This is a genomic window from Dyella sp., assembly GCF_035685885.1.
In the GTDB taxonomy this organism is placed as follows: Bacteria; Pseudomonadota; Gammaproteobacteria; order Xanthomonadales; family Rhodanobacteraceae; genus Dyella.
In genome coordinates, this window is record NZ_DASRZX010000069.1 from 45,564 (window position 1) to 66,758 (window position 21,195).

19 protein-coding genes are annotated in these 21,195 nt (G+C 65.7%); 11 read left to right on the forward strand and 8 right to left on the reverse strand.

The features are described from left to right. Positions 1-24 precede the first annotated feature (24 nt). Positions 25-906, reverse strand: a complete 882-nt coding sequence (locus VFG49_RS08805; RefSeq protein ID WP_324859537.1) for a DsbC family protein — start codon at positions 904-906, stop codon at positions 25-27. On the opposite strand from VFG49_RS08805, the gene VFG49_RS08810 reads away from it, so the two are divergent. After that, the gene (locus VFG49_RS08810; protein WP_324859539.1) at positions 907-1,581 is read left to right on the forward strand and encodes a hypothetical protein; all 675 of its coding nucleotides are present in this window, start codon (positions 907-909) and stop codon (positions 1,579-1,581) included. Positions 1,582-1,663: 82 nt separating this feature from the next. Beyond that, positions 1,664-4,063: a tetratricopeptide repeat protein gene (locus VFG49_RS08815; protein ID WP_324859541.1), complete on the forward strand. Its 2,400-nt coding sequence runs from the start codon at positions 1,664-1,666 to the stop codon at positions 4,061-4,063. 7 nt (positions 4,064-4,070) lie between these two features. Here VFG49_RS08815 and VFG49_RS08820 read toward each other — a convergent pair whose 3' ends face one another. From VFG49_RS08820 to VFG49_RS08835, 4 genes are all read right to left on the reverse strand, one after another. Beyond that, the gene (locus VFG49_RS08820; protein WP_324859543.1) at positions 4,071-5,168 is read right to left on the reverse strand and encodes a glycosyltransferase; all 1,098 of its coding nucleotides are present in this window, start codon (positions 5,166-5,168) and stop codon (positions 4,071-4,073) included. A gap of 11 nt (positions 5,169-5,179) precedes the next feature. Next, complete coding sequence (locus tag VFG49_RS08825; protein WP_324859545.1) at positions 5,180-6,928, reverse strand: lysophospholipid acyltransferase family protein; 1,749 nt, start codon at positions 6,926-6,928, stop codon at positions 5,180-5,182. A gap of 82 nt (positions 6,929-7,010) precedes the next feature. Next, positions 7,011-7,889 carry a trypsin-like serine protease gene (locus VFG49_RS08830; protein ID WP_324859574.1) on the reverse strand — a complete coding sequence of 293 codons (879 nt, stop codon included), beginning with the start codon at positions 7,887-7,889 and terminating at the stop codon, positions 7,011-7,013. A 111-nt stretch (positions 7,890-8,000) separates the two neighbouring features. Then, entirely contained in the window at positions 8,001-8,432 is a 432-nt protein-coding gene (locus tag VFG49_RS08835) for an Lrp/AsnC family transcriptional regulator (protein WP_324859548.1), read from the reverse strand. Between the two features lie 140 nt (positions 8,433-8,572). On the opposite strand from VFG49_RS08835, the gene VFG49_RS08840 reads away from it, so the two are divergent. The 4 genes from VFG49_RS08840 (at position 8,573) to VFG49_RS08855 (ending at position 13,009) form a co-directional block, all read left to right on the forward strand. Beyond that, a complete protein-coding gene (locus tag VFG49_RS08840) occupies positions 8,573-9,721 on the forward strand; it encodes a saccharopine dehydrogenase family protein (protein WP_324859550.1) in 1,149 nt (382 codons plus the stop codon). Further along, positions 9,684-11,183 (forward strand): aldehyde dehydrogenase family protein, encoded by a 1,500-nt coding sequence (locus VFG49_RS08845; RefSeq protein ID WP_324859552.1) that lies wholly within the window; start codon positions 9,684-9,686, stop codon positions 11,181-11,183. The genes VFG49_RS08840 and VFG49_RS08845 overlap by 38 nt, the downstream gene beginning before the upstream one ends. After that, positions 11,180-12,349, forward strand: coding sequence for an acyl-CoA dehydrogenase family protein (locus VFG49_RS08850; protein ID WP_324859554.1), 1,170 nt, complete (start codon positions 11,180-11,182; stop codon positions 12,347-12,349). The genes VFG49_RS08845 and VFG49_RS08850 overlap by 4 nt, the downstream gene beginning before the upstream one ends. A 135-nt stretch (positions 12,350-12,484) precedes the next feature. After that, complete coding sequence (locus VFG49_RS08855; protein ID WP_324859556.1) at positions 12,485-13,009, forward strand: DUF3761 domain-containing protein; 525 nt, start codon at positions 12,485-12,487, stop codon at positions 13,007-13,009. Positions 13,010-13,078: 69 nt separating this feature from the next. On the opposite strand, the gene VFG49_RS08860 is transcribed toward VFG49_RS08855, so the two are convergent. From VFG49_RS08860 to VFG49_RS08870, 3 genes are all read right to left on the reverse strand, one after another. Beyond that, positions 13,079-13,756: a hypothetical protein gene (locus tag VFG49_RS08860; RefSeq protein WP_324859558.1), complete on the reverse strand. Its 678-nt coding sequence runs from the start codon at positions 13,754-13,756 to the stop codon at positions 13,079-13,081. A 101-nt stretch (positions 13,757-13,857) separates the two neighbouring features. Then, positions 13,858-14,652, reverse strand: a complete 795-nt coding sequence (locus tag VFG49_RS08865) for a hypothetical protein (RefSeq protein ID WP_324859560.1) — start codon at positions 14,650-14,652, stop codon at positions 13,858-13,860. Positions 14,653-14,711: 59 nt separating this feature from the next. Then, positions 14,712-15,458, reverse strand: coding sequence for a tetratricopeptide repeat protein (locus VFG49_RS08870; RefSeq protein WP_324859562.1), 747 nt, complete (start codon positions 15,456-15,458; stop codon positions 14,712-14,714). A 258-nt stretch (positions 15,459-15,716) separates the two neighbouring features. On the opposite strand from VFG49_RS08870, the gene VFG49_RS08875 reads away from it, so the two are divergent. The 5 genes from VFG49_RS08875 to VFG49_RS08895 form a co-directional block, all read left to right on the forward strand. Beyond that, positions 15,717-16,289, forward strand: coding sequence for a lipocalin family protein (locus tag VFG49_RS08875; RefSeq protein ID WP_324859564.1), 573 nt, complete (start codon positions 15,717-15,719; stop codon positions 16,287-16,289). Between the two features lie 128 nt (positions 16,290-16,417). Continuing rightward, complete coding sequence (locus VFG49_RS08880; protein ID WP_324859566.1) at positions 16,418-19,264, forward strand: TonB-dependent receptor plug domain-containing protein; 2,847 nt, start codon at positions 16,418-16,420, stop codon at positions 19,262-19,264. A 15-nt stretch (positions 19,265-19,279) separates the two neighbouring features. Continuing rightward, complete coding sequence (locus VFG49_RS08885) at positions 19,280-19,915, forward strand: PepSY domain-containing protein (protein ID WP_324859568.1); 636 nt, start codon at positions 19,280-19,282, stop codon at positions 19,913-19,915. Positions 19,916-19,928: 13 nt separating this feature from the next. After that, a complete protein-coding gene (locus tag VFG49_RS08890; protein WP_324859570.1) occupies positions 19,929-20,486 on the forward strand; it encodes a PepSY domain-containing protein in 558 nt (185 codons plus the stop codon). 49 nt (positions 20,487-20,535) lie between these two features. Then, positions 20,536-21,195: TetR/AcrR family transcriptional regulator (locus VFG49_RS08895; protein WP_324859572.1), on the forward strand; the 660-nt coding region annotated here is incomplete at its 3' end.

Genomic DNA, 21,195 nt, shown 5'->3' on the forward strand with positions numbered 1-21,195 from the left:
CGGGCGTGCTGCCGTGCGCACGGCTCAGCCCGGCGGCGGCGTGGCGCCCAGGCGCGCCTCGAGCACGTCTTTGTCTACGGCACCCGGGATGCGCGAACCATCGGACAGGAAGATGGTGGGCGTCGACTCGATCTTCATCCGGTCCCCCAGCTTCGCCAGCTCCGCAATGGGTGTCTGCTCGCACGCGTCGCTGCCGGGTTCGACTTTGGTCTGCATCCACTGGACCCATGCCGCCGCACGATCGGTCGAACACCAGATCCTGCGCGACGTCACGGTGGCGCCCGGATGCAACTCCTCGAGCGGATACAGGAACACGTATTCGGTGATGTCGGTGACGCCAGCCAACGTGGCTTCCAGCTGCTGGCAGTATGGGCACCGTGGGTCCTCGAACACGGCCAGCTTGCGGCTGCCGTTGCCCTTGACGATCTTGATTGCCTTGTCGAATGGCAGATCGGAAAACTGGATGCGCAGCGTCTCGTTCCAGGCTTTGGCTGTGAGGTCGGTACGCGTGCGGGTTTCGATCATCTTGCCGACGAATATCCGCTCGCCATCTGGACTGGAATAGAACAGTTCGTTGGGCGTGTAGACCTCGAGGATACCGGCCCACGGCGACGCGCCCACCCGCTCGATGGTGGCCTCCGGAAAGCGCTGCCGCAGCGTGGCCAGCACCGCGTCGTGGTCGGAGCCTGCCGGCGCCGCCCCTGTTGCCCCCGCCAGCAGCAGGCTCGCGAACGCCGCGATTGCCGCCCATGACCCAGACGTCCGCATGATGCACTCCATCGATTCAGTCGCCAGATGAAAGCAACGCTTCATTGCGGCGACATGACGCGGAACGTGAAGATTTCGTTTGTCTGTCATACGCCATTCAGGCAACACCGCGTCGCGCTTCACAGGCAGAATGCCCACGTGCTCGAAATCATCAGCGCCACACGATTCACGGAAGCCGACTTCTGGGCGAAGTCGGCCCTTGGCCTGTCGCTGCGGCGCATGGGTTTTGACACCCGGCTGCGGCTGCACGTGGAATTCTCGAATTCCCGCGGGCTGCCGGACATCTTCAACCCGCGTATTGCGAGCGCCGCACCATCGGATTTCCTGTTGTTCGTCCACGATGACGTGTGGCTGGAAGACTACTTCCTGTTCGATCGGATCGCGGCCGGTCTGCAGACGTATGAGGTCCTCGGAGTGGCCGGCAACCGGCGCCGCCTGCCGCGCCAGCCGGCATGGGCATTCATCGACGAGCGCTTCACCTGGGATGATCACTCCAATCTGAGCGGCGCTGTCGCCCATGCCACCAATCCGCTTGGCGCGGTGTCCTGGTTCGGTCCGGCGCCTGCCGAATGCGAGCTGCTCGACGGAGTATTCCTTGCCGCCCGGCAATCCACGCTGCTCGAGCGCGGCGTACGATTCGATCCGCAGTTCGATTTCCATTTTTACGACATGGACTTCTGCCGCACGGCGCGGCGCGCGGGCCTGCGTCTGGGAACCTGGCCCATCTGCGTGACCCACCAGAGCGGCGGTGCCTTCGGCGGTGCCGCTTGGCGGGCGAAGTACCGCCTGTACCTGGAGAAATGGGGCGAATAGCCATACGCAGCGCCATACAGGCGTCTTACACCTTGCGGCAACTGACACGGATCTGACAAACGTCATTGCTAGGCTGCAGGGGATGCCCGCCCAGCAAAGCCAACTGACCCGTTTCGATCGTGCGCTCGCCACTTTCCAGCGCGGCGATGTACCGGGTGCGCGCCAGCAATGCGAAAAGCTGTTGCGCTCCGAACCCGGTCATTGCGATGCCCTGCACCTGCTCGGCGTCATCGCCCTGCAGCAGAAGCGGCCGGCGGAAAGCGCCGAGTTGCTGCGCACCTCGTTGCGCCTGTTCGAAGCGCAACCCGCCGCGCATGCCAATCTCGGCAACGCCTACCTCGAGGCAGGCCAGCACGAGGCGGCGCTGCTGCACTTCGATCGCGCGCTGGAACTGCAGCCCGACCACGTCCAGGCCTGGAACAACCGCGGCACGGTGCTGCTCAAACTCAAGCGGGCGGCGGATGCGCTGGACAGCTTCCGCCGCGCGCTGCAGATCGCGCCTCGGCACCTGCGTGCCCTCAACAACTGCGGCCATGCGCTCATCGAACTGCAGCAGCCGGAACAGGCGCTGCAATACCTGGGGCAGGCCCTGGACATCAAACCCGACTACCCGGAGGCGTTGTGCAACGTGGGAGTGGCGCTGGTGGCGCTGGATCGCGCCGGCGAGTCGCTGCCGTACTTCGACCGCGCACTGGCGCTGTGGGGAGACTTCACCGACGCGCTGGTTGCCCGCGCCAACACGCTCAATGCGCTCAAGCGCCCGGAGGAAGCGCTCAAGAACTTCGACGCGGCACTGCAGCTGGACCAGCTCAATCCGCAGCTGCTGACCAATCGTGGCAACGCACTGCTGGCCCTCAACCGCACCACAGATGCACTCGCAAGCTACGACCGCGCGCTGCAGGTGGCGCCCGGGAACCCCACAGCGCTGACCAATCGCGGCAACGCGCTCATCAACATGAACCGCTTCCCGGAGGCCATGCAGAGCTTTGCCGAGGCCCTGCGCTCGAACCCGGCCTTCGGCAACGCGCTCAACAGCTGCGGCGGCGCCCTGTCCCGGCTCGGGCGCCATGACGAAGCGCTGGAATGCTTCCGGCGCCTGGTCCAGGCGACACCCGACTTCCCCTACGCGCGCGGCAACCTGCTGAACCTGCTGCAGATGCACTGCGATTGGTCACAGCGCGATGAACTTTCCGCCACGGTGCGCGCCAGCGTGCGTGCGGGAGAGCGCGCGGACATGCCGTTTTCATTCCTCGCGGTATCCGCTGCGCCGGAAGAACAGCGGCAGTGCGCACGGCGCTACTGCGCGGAGCATTGTCCGCCAGCCCCGGCGGCCTTGTGGAACGGCGAGCGCTACGCTCATGACCGACTCCGGATCGCCTACCTGTCAGCCGATCTGCGCACGCACGCGGTTAGCTTCCTGATGGCGGGCGTATTCGAGCACCATGACCGCGAACGATTCGAGGTCAGCGCAATCTCGTTGCGACCCAGCGACGATGAGATGGCACGGCGGGTGCGCCGCACGTTCGAGAGGGTGGTGGAAGTGCAGGGGCAGGATGATCGCAGCGTCGCGCAACAGCTGCGCGCGCTCGAAATCGACGTGATCGTCGACCTCATGGGACACACCAACCTCAGCCGACCCGGCATCCTGGCGTGGCGACCGGCGCCGGTGCACATCCAGCATCTCGGCACCCCCGGCACCATGGGGGCGCCTTACGTCGATTACCTTGTCGGTGACCGCTTCCTGATGCCGGAACCGGAATGGTCCTGCTACGACGAGCAGCCCATCCTGCTTCCGCACTGCTTCCAGGCCAATGACGATCGCCGGGAGATCGCCCCCCACAGGCCGTCGCGCAGCGAGGCCGGGCTTCCCGGGCGTGGCTTCGTATTCTGCTCCTTCAACAACAGCTACAAGATCACCCCGGAATTCTTCGACATCTGGATGCGCCTGCTGCATGCGGTTCCGGACAGCGTATTGTGGTTGGTCAGCGACAACGAACTTGCGCGTACGAACCTCAAACGCGAGGCCGCAGCGCGCGGCGTCGACCCCCAACGGGTGATCTTCGCGGCCCGCCAGGCGTACGCACAGCATCTGTCCCGCCTGCAATTGGCAGATCTGTTCCTGGATACGTTGCCCTTCAACGCTGGCACCACGGCGAGTGATGCACTATGGGCCGGCGTACCGCTGCTGACCTGTCCCGGCCGCGCCTACGCCAGTCGCATGGCCGGGAGCCTGCTGCATGCCGTGGGCCTTCCGGAACTCGTGGTGGATGACTTGCAGCAGTATGAAGCGCTCGCACTCGAGCTGGCTCTGAACCCTTCCCGCCTCGCGTCGTTGAGGGAGCGGCTGGCGGCAAACCGTGACACCCATCCGCTGTTCGACACGGCGCAGTACACGCGCGACTTCGAGCGCGCCATCGTCGCGGTGCATGCTCGTGCCGCACGTGGCGAGAAGCCGTCGCCCTGCATCCTTGGCCCCCTGTGAACCGGATTCACCTCGCCGCCACTTCCAGCGCCAACTTGCGCCACTCTTCACCGCGATGATCGATCGTGAACTTGTCTTCCACGATCCTGCGTTGACGGCGTGCCTCCTCCATACGAACGTCGAGGCTTTGCAGTTCGTCAAGGTGGTGCATCCACTCGGCCGGCGATTCGGCAAGCCGGCCTATGCCTTGTTCCGCAAGCCAGCGGTATTCGCCAGTAGCCGTCGCAATGAACGGTATGCCGCTCGCTGCATACTCCAGCCCCTTCAGACAGCTCTTGGCTTCGTTGAAATCGTTCCTCGCCAAAGGCACCAGACCGATGTCGAAGTGCTGGAGCGCCTGCGGGTACTGGATGATTGGCACGATGGGCCATGTATCGACCAATGATCCGGGTACGTTGGCCTTTGCGGCGAATGCAGCGCCACCGGAATCGTCGCCGGAATGCCAGGCCCGCAGCTTGTTCCGGAGCAGGTAGTTGCCCAACCACGGATCCAGGACCTGCAGGTCCCTGGTGCGCCACTGCGTGGCACCCACCCAGCCGATGACGGGGCGTTTGGCCTGCTGGCGCATCGAGTAGCGTTGCACATCCACGCCGTTGCGGATCATGCGCACGTCTCGATGCTGCCTGCGGTAGTACTCGTACAGGAAAGGCGTGGAGGTCACTAGCGTGTCGCTCATCGCCACGAGCTCGCGGAAAATACTCCGGTTGTTGTCAGGGCTCCGTGCCGGATCGGTGTTGCGATACGCGATGTTGTCCGGTTGCACGCCGTCAACCAGGTCATCGATGTCGTAGAGGATATTCTGTCCGTTCGCCCGGGCTTTCGGAACCAGCGGCAGGATGTTTCTCTGCATGACCAGCTTCAGGCACACCGTCTTCCAGCCATACAACGCCCTGGTGTCGTCGTCCACCCAGATGCCAAGATTGTCCTGCTCCCGGTATGCGGGGCTTCCCATTCCGACCGGCCAGCCAAGTTTGCTGATCTGCAGCATCGGCAAGTAGCATCGATACCATCCACAACCGCCCGGCATCTGCGGCTTGTAGCCATGTGACCAGTCGGTGTTCAGGAACGCGAAGGAACCCACGTCATTGCGTTGCGCACTGTCCACGACCCCGGCCTCTACCCGCCGATTGCAACCGGATGCCGTCGCGCACCGCGCTGGCGCCAGTAACCGCGCAGGTTCCGCAGCGCCTCCCGGCTCAGGTACTTGCGCAGCACCGAATCCGGCGTGGCGCGCAGATCGAGCAGGATCAGGCAATCCAGCGCATTGCCGAAATCCGGATCCACGTTGAATCCGATGATGCGCGCGCCCAGCCTCAGGTACTGGCGCAGCAGCACCGGTATGCCCTTGCCATCGGCCTCTCGGCGCGCGATCACCGTGCCGACCTCCTCGACATCGGGCAGCAAATGCAATCCGCCGGTCAATGAGCGCAGCGAATGCGAGGCCCGGAACGGTTGGCGCGGCCTTGCCAGCGACCCCAGCAGCGGGTCGAAGCGGCGCCGGCGCAGCACTTCCACCAGCAGCGAGCGCGAAATGTGATCGTACTGCTCGCTGATGCTCGCGGGGCCGATCAGGCGCGCGTAACGCGGGTGGCGTCCGACGTATTCGCCGATGCCCTGCCACAACAGCAGGAGTGGCGCGAACGAGCGCTGGTATTCTGCGCGGATGAATGAGCGACCCAGCTCCAGTGCGGGTCCCAGCAGCTTGAAGAACGGCTCACGGAATTCGAACAGGCTGGTGAGGTACACGCCGCGGTTTCCCAGGGAGCGGCGCAATTCGTCGATGCGCCCGAGCCGATAGGCGCCGACGATTTCCTCACGCTGGCGGTGCCAGATGAACAGGTGCTCGTAGTGCTGATCGTGGCTGTCGAGGTCCAGCCTGCGGCCGGTGCCCTCGCCGACCGCGCGGAACGTCAGTTCGCGCAGCCGTCCGATCTCCGGCAGCAGCGCGGGCATGCTGGCGGCCGTGGCGACGAATACCTGCAGCTCCCCGGAACTCGCGTGCAACGCGTCCGCAGGCAGGGCCGCGATGTCCGCCCGCAGCTGCGGCCGCGCGATTTCCGCAGCAAGCGGCGCCTGGCCCGCGGGACGCTCCCGTTGCGCTTCGGCCGGCGCCCCGCATTGCTCCTCGCCCAGCGCAAAGCACTGCATGCGCAGGTAAGTGGTGGCGGCGGCCAAAGACATGCCCTCCAGGGGCAACGCATCGATGGGACGCCCCACGACAACGGGGACGCGGGTTCCAGACTTGTTCAATGCTTCGCGCGGCAGCAGCAGCGTGCGCAGCAGTGGATGCAGGTAACCGGCGCACTGGAACAGCAGGCTGTTGCGGCCGCCAAAATACAGCGGCAGCAGCCGCGCCCCGCTGTGCAGCGCCAGCCTCACGGCCGTTTCCTGCCACGCGCCGTCGCTGACGCCACCGCGCCGCAGCGAGAAATGCGACACTTCGCCAGCGGGGAAGATCAGCAATGCGCCGCCCTGCTGCAGATGGCGCCGTGCACGACGCAGGCTCGCGGCATTGGCCGCGACGGCGCTGCGGCGCCCGAAGGGATCCAGCGGCAGGACGATTCGGCCAAGGGCACCGAGTTGCGTGAGGATGGGCTGTCCCAGCACCAGCAGATCCGGACGCCATTCGCTCAGCGCGGCGACGGCGATCAGGCCATCGATGCCGCCGAAGGGATGGTTGGCGACGACCACAAGTGAACCCGTTGCGGGCACGTGCCCGAGCCGGGAAGCGTCCACGTCGAACTCCACGCCCAGCGCGTCCAGCCCGGATCGGGCGTATGCCCCGGCGCTGTCGTGGTGCGACAGGCGCGCGGCAATCGTCTTGAGGGCCTCGATACCGAGCCAACGTTCGATTAGTTCGCGCACCCGCCAGTCAATCCCGATACCCAGATTGCAGCGGAGGCTAGGGAGCGATCATGACAGCCGCGTTGCAATCCGGATACGACTGTCAGACAACGCCGGACTCCGTGACGAGAGTCGTCATTGGCCTGCGTGGATCACGCCTGACGATGAGCACCGCGAGGACAGCCATGGCCGAGAGCATCAGCCACGACGAACCAGGCAATGGCACGGGAGTGACGATCGCCTCGATCTGCGGCTCATATCCGCTCAGCTGCACGAATGCCGACAGCTGTTGACCCTGGCTGGTGGTCCCCACGGCCTCGTTGATGCCAGCCAGTTCCCACTTGCCGGTGAGCGGATTAAGGATGAAATCGCCGCCGCCGGAATCCCCGGCGACCAGCAGCGCATCATTCGTCACGCTGCGGCTGCCGAAACTCGTGGTGCCCAGCAGCGTCAGGAAATCCGTGGTCGAGTACGACGTGCCCTGCAGTGTGATGGTCTGGTTCACTTGCGTCACGGTGTTGACGCCCCAGCTGCGATCGGGACTGCTGCCGCCATAGCCGATCACGACCACGGTGCTGCCGGCCAGGCCATTGTACGCGGTGGGCGCGCTGGCACTCAGGGTCAGGGTCGGCAGGCTCAGCACCGCGCCGGAATTGATCGCGGTGGTGTCGATCTGGAACAGGCTCAGGTCGGCGTTGCCGATGGAAGCGGACGAACCCGCGATTTCCGCGTAGTTGTTGCCGTCGAGCGTGAAGGTACCCTGGCCCACGTGGCCCGCGGTAAGCACCCAGCCATTGCCGAGATAAACGCCGCTGGCGCCATTGACCTGTCCCACATAGTCCCACCCGGTGACGCCTGGCTGGCTCCAACCGCCGCTCCACCCTGCGATGCCTGTATTGGTGGGCGCGCTGGTCTGGAAGCTTGCGCCCACTTCGACGGCATGCGAGGGCATCGCCCCGCCCAGTGCCAAGGCCAGCAGCACAGTCCTCAAGCACGGTTTCCGATAGCGGCGCTCCATGGGTGGACGAGCATGAGGGCCGCCGATGTCACGACGTTGATGAAATCATGACAGTTGGCTGGTGACCGCGCTCCGTCAGCGATCGATGCGCGTGGATAGCACGATCGCGGACTGGGTCCGGTCCACGCCCTCCAGCGCCCCGATGCGATCCAGCAGCCGGTCCATCGCCTGCACCGAGTCCGTGCTCACGATGGCGATGAGATCGTATACGCCGCTGATGGTGTAGAGCTTGCGCACCTCGGGCAGGTGCCGCAGCGCGACCTCCACGCGCTGCGAGAGCTTGGGCAGCGCGTTGATCATCACATGCGCCTGCACCTGTCCGCGTTCGTACGTTTCGCCGCTCTTCACCGTGAAACCGGTGATCACGCCGCGCGTCTTCAGCCGCTCGATGCGGCTCTGCACGGTGGTGCGCGAGAGCTTGAGCCGGCGGGCCAGCTCGGTGGTGGAGGTGCGCGCGTCCTCGCGCAACAGCGCCAGCAGCGCCTGATCCTGGCTGTCGATGGGCATGGTCACGTCACTGTGGCTAAATACTTCGGCGAATCGTACAGATATATGGTACGATTTGCACACATTTGCACTACTTTCCGGCATGCCCGCGCGGATGATAGAGGTCCTCAACGAACCGGCAGCAACTGGAGGGGGCTCCCATGCGTGACATCGCCATCGTCGGCGCGGGCAAGATCGGATCCATGATCGCCGACTTCCTCGGCCACAGCGGTGATTACCGCCTCACCGTCATCGACCGATCCAGCGAGGCGCTCGACCGGCTCGAGACCAAGACGCAGGTCAAGCGCGCCGTCATCGACATCAACAACGCCGTGCAACTGCAGGCGGAGCTCAAGGGCAAGTTCGCGGTGCTGAGCGCCGCGCCCTTCCAGCTCACGCCCGCGATCGTCACGGCCGCCAAGGCCATGGGCGTGCACTACCTCGATCTCTCCGAGGACGTGGCCAACACCCGTCTCATCAAGCAGCTCGCCGAAGGCGCCAGCACCGCGTTCATCCCCCAGTGCGGCCTCGCGCCCGGCTTCATCACGATCGTCGGCCACGAACTGGCGCGTCATTTCGATCGGCTGCAGGATCTGCGCCTGCGCGTCGGCGCCCTGCCCCAGTATCCGTCCAATGCGCTCAACTACAACCTGACGTGGAGCACGGACGGCGTCATCAACGAGTACTGTGAACCCTGCGAGGTCATCGCCAATGGTGAAATGCATGAGGTGCCCGCACTCGAAGAGCGGGAAGAGTTCTCTCTCGATGGCATCACATACGAAGCGTTCAACACCTCGGGCGGCATCGGCACTCTCTGCGAAACGCTCAAAGGCCGCGTCCAGAACCTGAACTACCGCACCATCCGCTATCCGGGCCACGCCGCGATCATGAAGGCGCTGCTGCAGGATCTGCGGCTGCGTGAACGGCGCGACGTGCTCAAGGACATCCTCGAGAACGCACTGCCCACCACCCTGCAGGACGTGGTCATCGTGTTCGTGACGGTCACCGGCTGGAAGCAGAGCCGCTTCGTGCAGGAGACCTACGCGAACAAGGTGTACGGCCAGACGGTCAACGGCGAGCCGCGCAGCGCGATCCAGATCACCACCGCCGCCGGCATCTGCACCGTGCTCGACATGCTCGCCAAGGGCAAGCTGCCGCAGCAGGGTTTCGTGCGCCAGGAGGAGATCGGCCTCGAGCCCTTCCTGCAGAACCGTTTCGGCCGCGTGTACGCGACCAACGCACCCATGACCATGGAAGTCCCGGAGCACATGAATGAAGTACGCCACGTTTCTGGCGCAGGCCGGCATTGACGCGAGCGCGCTGAGCAGCGGGTCACTGGAGGCCCGCACGCCGGTCGACGGCTCGCTGCTGGGCAAGGTGCAGACCGACGACGCCGCCAGCGTCGAGACCAGGATCCGGGCGGCCGCGGCGGCGTTCCTGGTGTGGCGGAGCGTGCCGGGCCCGCGCCGCGGTGCGTTGGTGAGCGCGTTCGCGCAGCGCGTGCGCGAGCAGAAGCCGGCGCTGGCGGCGCTGGTGTCGCTCGAGTCGGGCAAGATCCTCACCGAAGGCGCCGGCGAAGTGCAGGAGGTCATCGACATCTGCGATTTCGCGGTCGGCCTGTCGCGCCAGCTGCACGGCCTGACCATCGCCTCCGAACGGCCCGGGCATCACCTGCTCGAACGCTGGCAGCCGCTGGGCCCAGTGGCCGTGATCACGGCCTTCAATTTCCCGATGGCTGTCTGGGCATGGAACGCGATGCTGGCGCTGGTGTGCGGCGACAGCGTGATCTGGAAGCCCTCGGAGAAGACGCCGCTGTGCGCGATGGCGCTGCACCGGCTGCTCGAAGACGTGCTCAAGGACTTCCCGGATGCACCCGCTGGCCTGTCGGCACTGGTCCAGGGCGGCCGCGAGCTGGGCGAGCAACTGGTGGACAGCCCGGCCATCGCGCTGCTCAGCGCCACGGGCAGCACGGCCATGGGCCGCGCGGTGGGACCGCGCGTCGCCGCCCGCTTCGGTCGCACGCTGCTCGAGCTGGGCGGCAACAACGCCGCCATCATCGGTCCCACCGCGGATCTGCAGCTCGCGCTGCGCGCCATCGTGTTCAGCGCGGTGGGCACCGCGGGCCAGCGCTGCACCACGCTGCGCCGCCTGCTCGTGCACCGCTCGATCCATGACAGGCTCGTCGCCTCGCTCAAGCAGAGCTACGCGAAGCTGCCGATCGGCAGTCCGCTCGACGCCGGCACGCTCGTCGGGCCGCTGATCGATCGCGCCTCGTTCGATCGCATGCAGCAGGCGCTGGCCCGCGCCCGCAAGGAAGGCGCGCGCGTCACGGGCGGTGAGCGTGTGCAACGCCCGGGCATGGACCAGGGCTTCTACGTGCAGCCGGCGCTGGTCGAGATGGACCGCCAGCTCGACGTGGCGCTGGAGGAAACCTTCGCGCCCATCCTGTACGTGATGCCCTACGACAGCTTCGACGAGGCGATCGCGCTGCAAAACGCCGCGAAACACGGCCTGTCGTCGGCGATCTTCACCAACGACATGCGCGAAGCGGAGTCGTTCGTGTCGGTGGCGGGCAGCGACTGCGGCATCGCCAACGTCAACACCGGCACCAGCGGCGCCGAGATCGGCGGCGCATTTGGCGGCGAGAAGGAAACCGGCGGCGGCCGCGAGTCGGGATCGGACGCCTGGAAGAACTACATGCGCCGCCAGACCCAGACCATCAACTATTCCACCGCACTGCCGCTGGCGCAGGGAGTCAGTTTCGACGTATGAACGCGCGCGCCACGAATCCGCTGGATTTCTTCCAGGTCCGCGAGCTGCTCAGCGACGAGGAGCGCCTGGTGCAGGACACCGTCGCGCGCTTCGTCGACGCGCGCGCGATCCCGCTGATGCGCGAATGCTTCGAGCAGCATCGCTTCCCGAAGGAGCTGATCCCGGAAATCGCGGAACTCGGGCTGCTCGGGCCCAGCATCGAAGGCTACGGCTGCGCCGGCATGAACGCGATCTCGAGCGGGCTGATCTGCCAGGAGCTGGAGCGCGGCGATTCGGGACTGCGCAGCTTCGCCTCGGTGCAGAGCTCGCTGGTGATGTTCCCGATCCATCACTTCGGCAGCGAGGCGCAGCGCGAGAAGTACCTGCCGCGCATGGCGCGCGGCGAACTCATCGGCTGCTTCGGCCTCACCGAGGCCCAGGGCGGCTCCGATCCCGGTGCCATGCGCACCCGCGCCGTGCGCCGGGGCGATGAGTGGATCCTCAACGGCTCGAAGATGTGGATCACGAACGGCAACATCGCGGGCGTCTGCGTGTGCTGGGCCATGACCGATGAGGGCATCCGCGGCTTCCTGGTCGACACCGACACGCCGGGATTCAAGGCGCAGGAGATCGAGAACAAGTTCTCGCTGCGCGCGTCGATCACCTCGGCGCTGTTCTTCGATGACGTGCGCGTGCCGGATTCGCAGCGCCTGCCCGGCGCCGCGGGCCTCAAGGGTCCGCTGTCGTGCCTGACGCAGGCGCGCTACGGCATCGCCTGGGGCGCCGTCGGCGCCGCGCAGGCCTGCCTCGCCGAAGTGCTGGAATACACCGGCGAGCGCGTGATGTTCGGCCGTCCGCTGGGGGGCACGCAGATGATCCAGGTGCGCCTGGCCGACATGGCCCGGCGCATCACCAGTGCGCAGCTGCTCGCGCTGCAGCTCGGCAAGCTCAAGGATCGCGGCGTCATGGATCCGGCGCAGGTCTCGCTCGCGAAGTGGAACAACTGCCGCATGGCGCTCGACATCGCACGCGACTGCCGCGACATGCTGGGCGGCGCGGGCATCAGCGCCGAGCACGGCGCGATCCGCCACATGCTCAACCTGGAGAGCGTCATCACCTACGAGGGGACCGAAACCGTGCACCAGCTCGCGGTGGGACGGGCGCTCACGGGGCTCAACGCGTTCTGAATCCGGCCGGCTGAACGCCGCGTGAATTTCACGCGCTGGTCACATGACGACGATTTCATGGCCGCGCCGGGTGCGCGGGGCTATGTTCTCGCCGCGCACTGGACGCGCTCATCCACCACACAGGGAAACCCAATCATGGTTCAAGGAACAAGACACATCGCGCTGATCGCGGGACTGCTGTTCGCGGCTTCGGGCTTCGCGCAGGTGCCGGCGGGCGCACCGGCCGGAACGACTGGCATGTGCAAGGACGGCACGTATTCTTCTGCGGCAACGAAGAAGGGCGCCTGCCGCGGTCACAAGGGCGTGCAGACCTGGTACAGCGCCGGCAGCACTGCGGCCGCGGCCGCCGTGCCCAGCGTCGCGCCGACTCCGGTCGCGCCGCCTGCGGCGGTACCCGCTCCGACTCCGGCCGCGGCCGCTCCCGCTGCACCGGCTGCCGGTACGGCGATGACCCGCAAACCGGCCGTGGCTTACACGCCGCCGGCCAATGCCGCTCCGGGCGGTGGTCCGGGCCTGGTGTGGGTCAACAAGACCAGCAAGGCGTATCACTGCCCGACGGACAAGTGGTACGGCAAGACGAAGAACGGCGCGTACATGTCCGAAGCCGATGCCAAGGCAGCGGGCTATCACGCCGATCACGGCAAGACCTGCGGCGCCTGAAACGCGCGGGTTGTCCGTGAATGAAAGAGGCCCTCATCGCGAGGGCCTCTTTTTTTGCGCACCCTGCCGTTATTCCTTGGTCTTCGGGAACATGCCCTTGGCCTGGAATTCCCGGATGTGCGCCAGGTTCGCGTCGGACGGCGTGGCCGAGCACCACTGTTCCTTGATCTTGCCGTCCACCAGACGCCAGACGTCGACGAAGATGCCGTTGTAGACCGGCTCCGGGCCGTCCTTCCATTCCCAGTTGCGATGGCGCAGCACCACCACGATGTCGCCCTCGGCCACCATCCAGTTCACGGCCGAACCGTTCGAATCACTGGACGTGTTGCCCACCATCTTCGGCGGACCGCGCATGGCCATGGCGCCAGCAGGGGCACCACCGGGTGCCGCGCCGCCCGGTGCCGCGCCCGCCGGCGGTCCCATGTTGCGGAAGAAGGCAAAGAAGTCCGCGGAGGTGTTCGGTTCCGCAGGATCGTGCTGGATGAAATCCGGCCAGAAATATTTCTTCGCGTTCTCGTCGGTCCACTGCTTCTTGTCGCTGATCACTTTGTAGAAGTCGAGCACCACCTGCTTGTTGTGCTCGCGCACGGCCGCCGACGTCTGCTTCATCTTGAACGGCGTGGACTGCGGATGGTCGAGATTCTTGCGTTCGAGGAATCCAAGCTCGGATTGGGACGCCGCGGACGCGACGACTGCGAAGCTGGCCAGCACGGCGCAGCCCAGCAAGGAAACGGTACGTGAATGCATGCTCTCGATCCCCCCTTTAAGACATTGATGACGAAATTACCCCGCCGGTAGCCTATCATTTTCGGGGATCACGCCCCAACGAGGCGGCCTTTTGATTCTTCTTACTGAGGCGCCGGCGTCTGCGGGCCGGACGGAGCAGATTTCTCCCTCAACGACTGGATATAGGCCAGTTCGTTCCTGGACCCCGAATCGTTCGGATCCAGCGCCAGGCACTTGCGATACATCGCTTCCGCTTCATCGAGCCGGTTGGTCTCGGTCAGCACATAACCCTGCCCGCGCCAGCCGCGGGTTTTCATCGCGATCTTGGCGTCACCCTCTTCCATCAATTCCGCGGCCGATTCGACCTGCTGGTAGGCATCGGCGGCATCCGCCCACTGCCGGCGGGTCTGATAGATATTTCCCAGCTCCGCCCAGACGACTGGCCACGACGGCGCGAGCTGGATCGCTTCCTGCAGTACCTTGAGGGCTTCGTCGTCGCGCTGCATTTCAACCAGCTCATAGGCTTTGAGTTCGAGCGCATCGGCCCAGGCGCCATCGAGCACGATCGTACTGACCTGTGCGGAAGACTGGCCGTCTGCGCCGGCAGCAGCCCGCATCACGCTGTACAGCAGCGCTTCCGTGTTGCTGTGGGCGGAGTAAACGACGACACCCGGCCGGCGATACTTGCTTTCGTAGCTCCTGATGATGGGATCGAAATACTTGCTGATCGCAGTGTCGGGGATGCCCTGCTTCAGGAGTCGCTGGCCCGCTTCGAGCTGCTTTGCAACCGACGGGTCGCGCTCGTTGGCGATGTCGATCTGCTGTCCGTGGGCAAGGCACGCCGGCAGCAGCCACGCCAGCCATGACAGGCCGCGCAGCGACCGGGAGACCATGTAATGGCGAATGGCGTGGCTCATGGCACCAGAGCCTGACTGTAAGATGCGCCACATGCGGGGACAAGCCCCACGGAAAGGGGTCAGTCCGCGGGAACCGCTCGCGCCAGTTGCGCCTGCCTCACCGCGCTGATGTAAGCGAGCTGCCCCTTGGAGCGCGAATCCGACGGATCCAGTGTCAGGCATCTGCGGTAGATCGCCTCGGCGTCATCCAGCTTGCCGGTCTCGATCATGACCGAGCCCTCGCCGCGCCAGGCGCGCGCCTGCATGGTCCGGCGCGTTTCAGGATCCTCCAGCCAGGCCGCGCCCTGCGCCGCGTGGCGGTACGCGTCGGCCGCGGCGCCCCATTGCTTGCGCGCCTGGTAGATGTTGCCGAGCTCGCTCCAGCTCGCGGGATAGATGGGCGCGATCTCGATCGCCTGCTTGAACACCTTGATCGCTTCCTCGTTGCGCTGCATCTCCACCAGCGCGTAACCCTTGAGCTCCAGCGCATCGGGCCAGGTGCTGTCGTCCACGACCGTGGCGAGCTTGCGGTGACCACGCTGCTCGCGCGGATCGTCCATGGCGGCGTAGATCACCGACTCGTTCGGGTCGTGGGCGAAGTACACGCTGCCCGCGGCGTGGGGGTAGAGCTTTTCGTAGTGTGCGATCACCGGGTCGAAATAGCGGGTGATGGCGGTATCGGGAATGCCCTGGTCCAGCAGCTGGACACCCCGGTCCATTTGCCTGGCAATGGCGGCCGAATCGTCGGGCGTCAGCGCGCTGGCCCAGGTGACCGGCAAAGCGGCGGCTGACGACAGGATGAGCAGGAATCGCTGTCTGGCTTTCATGGCGGTGCTGTCCGAGTGACAAATCCTCCGGGGCGCTCATTGCTCAACCCGACTTTGCAACTTCCGGTCCCGCCCGCCGAGCCCGCTTGCCGGATCCTTGACGGACTTCTCAGTGCCCACAGCGCCAGGACAGTGCCTGCAGCCGGGATGGATGCACCACAACATGCCGCCCGCCGCATCCGGCGCATCCGGCGCGGGGAGCGCGCCGTAGTGCTTCCATGGGACGATGAGCGTGCTGGAAACATTGCGAGGTGCGACATGCGCAAACTGGCGTCACGGTTCGTTCTGCCCTGCGCCCTGCTGGCGCTGGTGCTGCCGCTCACGGGATGCGGCAACGTGAAGACGCCGCTGCGCACGGTCGCCAAGGTCGACATTCCCCGCTACATGGGCGACTGGTACGTGATCGCCAACATCCCGAACCTGGCCGAGAAGCACTGCTACGATTCGGTGGAAAGCTACGCGCTGCGCGCCGACGGCGACATCGACAACTGGTTCAGCTGCCGCAAGAAATCCTTCGACGCGCCGTTCAAGAAACTCACCAGCGCGCGCGCGGTGATCCGGAACAAGCTCACCAATGCCGAGTGGACCGTGCGGTTCTTCGGTTTCATCGGGGTCAAGTACCTGGTGCTGGACCTCGATCCCGACTACCAGTGGACGGTGGTGGGCCACCCGTCCCGCCGCTATGGCTGGATCATGGCGCGCAGCAGGACTCTTCCCGACGACACGTACCAGACGCTGCTGCAACGGCTCGGGGACCAGGGCTACGACACCACGAAGTTCGTGAAGGTGCCGCAGCGCGCCCCGGTTCCGGGCGCGGCTGCCGCCCCCTGATATTCCCCGCTCCGATAATTGGCATCGCCGAAATTACCCCCGCAAGGAATAGTTGACACCCGGGCGTTATTCTCCTAGGGTGAATAAAAGGGTCCTGACAGTCGAAGAACAGTCCTCAAGGGGGAGTCATGCAGAAGTCTCGAGCTGCCAGCCGGATGCTGGCGGCTGCCGTTGCGGCAGCAATCGCGTACCCGGCCGGCGCCGCCGATCCGGCTGCAGCCAGCGGCGAGTCGCTGGAGGAAATCGTCGTCACGGGCACGCACCTGCAGGCGGCCCAGGATTCCCCCACTCCGGTCACGGTGGTCGATGCGGCCACGGTGCAGAACCGCGCCCCGGCCGACGTGCTGGAGGTGCTCAACCAGATCCCGCAATTTCGCGCCACCACGCAGACCCAGGGGAGCGATCGCCTGTCGCTGTCGCAGTCGGGCGTGCAGGGCCTGGTCGATCTGCGCGGCCTCGGCGCCACGCGCACCCTGACGCTGGTCGATGGCCAGCGCTTCGTCGGCGGCAACCTGGCCGGCCTGGTCGATACCAATCTGCTGCCCGTCAGCCTGCTCGACCAGGTCGAGGTCGTCACGGGTGGCGCGTCGGCGGCCTATGGCTCGGACGCCGTGGCCGGCGTCGTGAACTTCAAGCTCAAGGACCACATGGACGGCATCACCGGCTCGATCCAGCGTGGCATGTCGGAGTACTTCGACGAGAAGGAATGGGTGGCGACGGTCGGCGCCGGCACCAATTTCGCGGATAACCGCGCGCACGTGGTGCTGGGCCTGGATTACGCCGACAACGATGGCGCGGGCAGCTTCTATTCGCGTTCCTACGGCCGCCTGGAGCCGGGCCTGGTGTCCGCGGGCAACGGCCGCCCGGCCGGCACGCCGGCGCAGTTCTGGTCCAACGGCGTGGAGCTTTCCAACGCCACGCCCGGCGGCCTGATCCTGTCCGGCCCGCTCAAGGGCGTCGCCTTCGACGGCAGCGGCAATCCGTACAACTTCAACTACGGCACGGTGTATTCGAGCGCCATGATCGGCAGCCAGGCCAATTACGGCTTCAATCCCCAGGGCTACGCCATCATCGGCAATCCATTCAGCCACAAGAGCGCCTACTCGAAGCTCACGGTGGACGCCAGCGACAGGACTTCGCTGTGGGTCAGCGGCAATTTCGCCGTGTCGAGCTCCTACTCGATCGGTGCGCCGCCGACCTCGGTGGGACCGATCACCATCGGTGTCGACAACCCGTACCTGCCCTCGTCGATCCACGATGCGATGCTGGCCGATGGCCTGTCGACCATCAGCGTCGGCAAGATCTTCGCCAACGTCGGCGGCAATTCGCAGGAGATCACCAACCACCTGTGGCGGCTGGCCGCGGGCGCCAAGGGCGAGATCCTCAACGGCTGGAAATGGGACGTGTATGCGGCCGCCGGCCTCGACACCGAGCACTACAACTTCAATGGCATCCAGACCTACAACATCTACGCGGCTTCCAACGCCGTGCTGGGCGCGAACGGTGCGGTGACCTGCGGCAATCTGGCCACCAACCCGAACCTCAACCCCATCACCATCACCTACGTTCAGCCCAACTGCGTGCCGTTCGACATCTTCGGCAACAGTTCGCCGGCAACGGATCCAGCTGCGTACGACTACATGTTCAACCCCATCGTGTCGGTGGAGAAGATCCACCAGACTTCGGGCGGCGCGAACCTCAACGGCTCGCCGTTCAGCGACTGGGCCGGTCCGGTGCAGATCGGCGTCGGCGCCGAGTACCGCAGCGACAGCCTCAACGTGGTGTCCGACGAACAGGGCGCCGAAGGCCACTACTTCACTTCCGGCCAGGGCATCTATGGCGGCCACAACGATGTGAAGGAAGGGTACCTCGAAGCGGGTATTCCGCTGCTCAAGGACCTGCCGTTCGCCAGGTCGCTGGATCTCAACCTCGCGGGCCGCGAAACCGACTACGACATCGAGGGCTCGGTGCGCACCTGGAAGGTCGGGTTCACGGACGACATCACCGACTCGCTGCGGCTGCGCGCCACCAAATCGCATGACATCCGCGTACCCAACCTGTTCGAGCTGTTCGGCGTCGGCCCCCCCGCGATCCAGCTTGGCATCGTCAACCGCTTCAATGGCCAGAGCGGCAACGTGCGCGACGTGCAGGCCGGCAACCTCAACCTGCGCCCGGAAGTGGCCAACACCATCACCGCCGGCCTGGTGTTCGACAAGAGCATCGGCAATACCACGTTCCGCAGCTCGGTGGACTATTTCGACATCCGCATGCACGACGTCATCGCGGCGGGCATTGGCGTGCAGGCCACCATCGACGGCTGTTATGCCGGCAATCAGAGCTACTGCAACAACATCACCTTCGACAACAGCGCGCTCGGCATTGCGCTGGTCTCGCTGCAGTCGATCAACCTGAACGCGCTCTACACCAACGGCGTCGACTTCGAAGTGGAAATGCGCCAGAACGAACTGCCGTTCGGCATGCCCGGTTCGCTCGACTGGCACCTGCTGGCCTCGTTCACCAACCACATGTCGCTGACGACACCTGCCGGCCGCTTCGAGTACGCAGGCTCCACGGCCACGATCGGCAGCGGCGGCACCTTCCCGAACGGCGGCGGCATGCCAACCTGGCGCGGCAACCTGACCACGACCTATACCATCGACAAGGTGTCGGCGGCCCTGCAGCTCACGGGCTTCAACCGCCTCACCTACAACCCGACGCTGGTGGGACCCGACAGCGCCAACTACAACCCGGCGGCGGCCAACAGCATCTCGCAGAACCAGTTCCGCGGCGAGATCTACGCCAACCTGATGGGCGGCTACCAGACCAGCGATCACCTGAAGTTCTTCGGCGTGATCAACAATCTGCTGGATCGCAAGCCGCCCAACTACGCCATCAACGCCTTCAGCACGAATGCCGCCGATCTCTACGACACCGTCGGCCGCTCGTACAAACTGGGCGTGCGGTTCAACTACTAGGGCACGGACCTTTACGTGCGGGCAGTCCACCGGTGGCTGATGACGGGCGCGGTGCCCGTGCTGCTCTGGCTCGCGGCCACCGGTGTACTGATGCAGATCGAAGGGCTGGGCGCGCTGTATGCGCCCGGCGCCGCCAATGTCGCGGACCATGCCGCGATGCGCGAAGGGCCTGCCGGCCCTGGCAACTTTACGAGCATGCAGGCGCCCCCCGCGTTTGCGACCCCGCTGCAGCGCCCCCAACTGCAGCAATTGCTCACCCGGGCGCTGGCGCAGGCCAGGGCCCGGGCTCCTTCCTTGCCGCTGCTGTCGCTGGAGCTGCGCGACATCGGCGCACAACATCAGGCGATCGTGAACCTGGGTTATCCCGACACGCAGCGACTGGTGTTCGATCTCGACAGCGGCGCGCTGATCACCGGCCCCGCCTATCCCGGCGATCGTCCCGACGGCCGCCATGACGCGGTCACGCCCGAGTCACGCTACGGCTTCTACAAAGGCCTGCACGAGCTTTCCTTCCTCGGCGTGAGCGGCCTGTGGCTCGACGGCGCGGTGGGACTGGCGCTGTTCGGGATCTGCATCACCGGGCTCTGGCTGTACCTGCAGATGTACGCGCAGCGCCGCCGGCTGCGCCGCAATGGATTCTTCTGGCGATGAGAGGCGAGGCTCCATGACCTGGTGGCGTCGGATCCATCGCTGGCTGTCGATCGTGTCCGTGCTGTTGCTGCTGTACGTCGCCGTCACCGGGATGATGCTGGTGGCGGATCAGTCGGCCGTGCTGGTCTCGCACCTGAAGCGCCCGGTGATGCCGGTGACGCCGCTGGACGATTCGCAGCTGGCGGCCATGCTGGCGGCCACGGATGCGGCGGCCCGGCGGCGTTTTCCGGGACGTGAACTGACTTCGGTCGAACTGCGCATGTACGGCGACACCCCGGAAGGCATCATCTGGACCGACGATTTCACGCCTTACGCCTACGTGTTCGACACCCGCACCGGGCACGAACTCACCCCCGACGACCTCAGGCTGAGCAAGTTTCTCATGCCCTGGCACCTGCACCAGGTGGTCAAACGCATGCACCGCGGCGACGTGATCGGATTGTCGGGGCGCTGGCTGGACCTCTTGGTGGGCCTGGCACTGCTCACGCTGTGCATCACCAGCGTGCAGATGTACTGGCAGATGCTGGCCCGGCGCTGGAAGTCAGGGCGGCACGGGGTGTTCTGGCGCTGAACGTGACCGCGTCGCCTCCCCCGCAAGGCTTCCTCTATACTTTGGCCACATGAAGAAATCCACCGTCCCGCGCCCGGCCCTCGCCCGACGCAAGACTTCGAACAAGGCAGCGACGCCCCTCCGACGCGCCATCGGCCGGCCCAAGGGCACCGCCTCCCCGGTCGGTCGCGACATGCTGATCCAGAAGACCTGCGAGCTGCTGGCCAAGGTGCCGCTCAAGGAGGTCACGCGCGCCGCGGTGGCCCGCGCCGCCGGCGCCCACCCTTCGCTGATCCGTTACTACTTCCGCGACCGCTCCGCCATGCTGCTGGCCGCCTTCGAGCATCTGACCACCGAGTACCTGCGCCTCAACGAAGAGGAGCTGGGCAGCCACACGCGTTCGGCCGACAGCCGCCTGCGCAGCCGCGTCACCTCGTTGTGCCGCATGCAGGTGATGTTCCCGTTCTTCCATCGGCTGATTGCCGAGGAAGTGTCGACCCAGCGCAGCGCCGCCTCACGCAAGGCGCTCAAGCGCGTCATCGAGCGCGGGCTCACTTCCTACAGCGAGATCCTGCAACAGGGCGTCGAGGAAGGCCTGATGCGCACGGTGAATCCGGCGTTCCTGCTGCTGGCGATCATCGCCATGGCGCACAGCTTCGTGTCCGATTCCTACGTGCTGGAACTGGCCACCGGCAAGCAGCACGATGACGAGGAATTCGGCGAGCAGTAC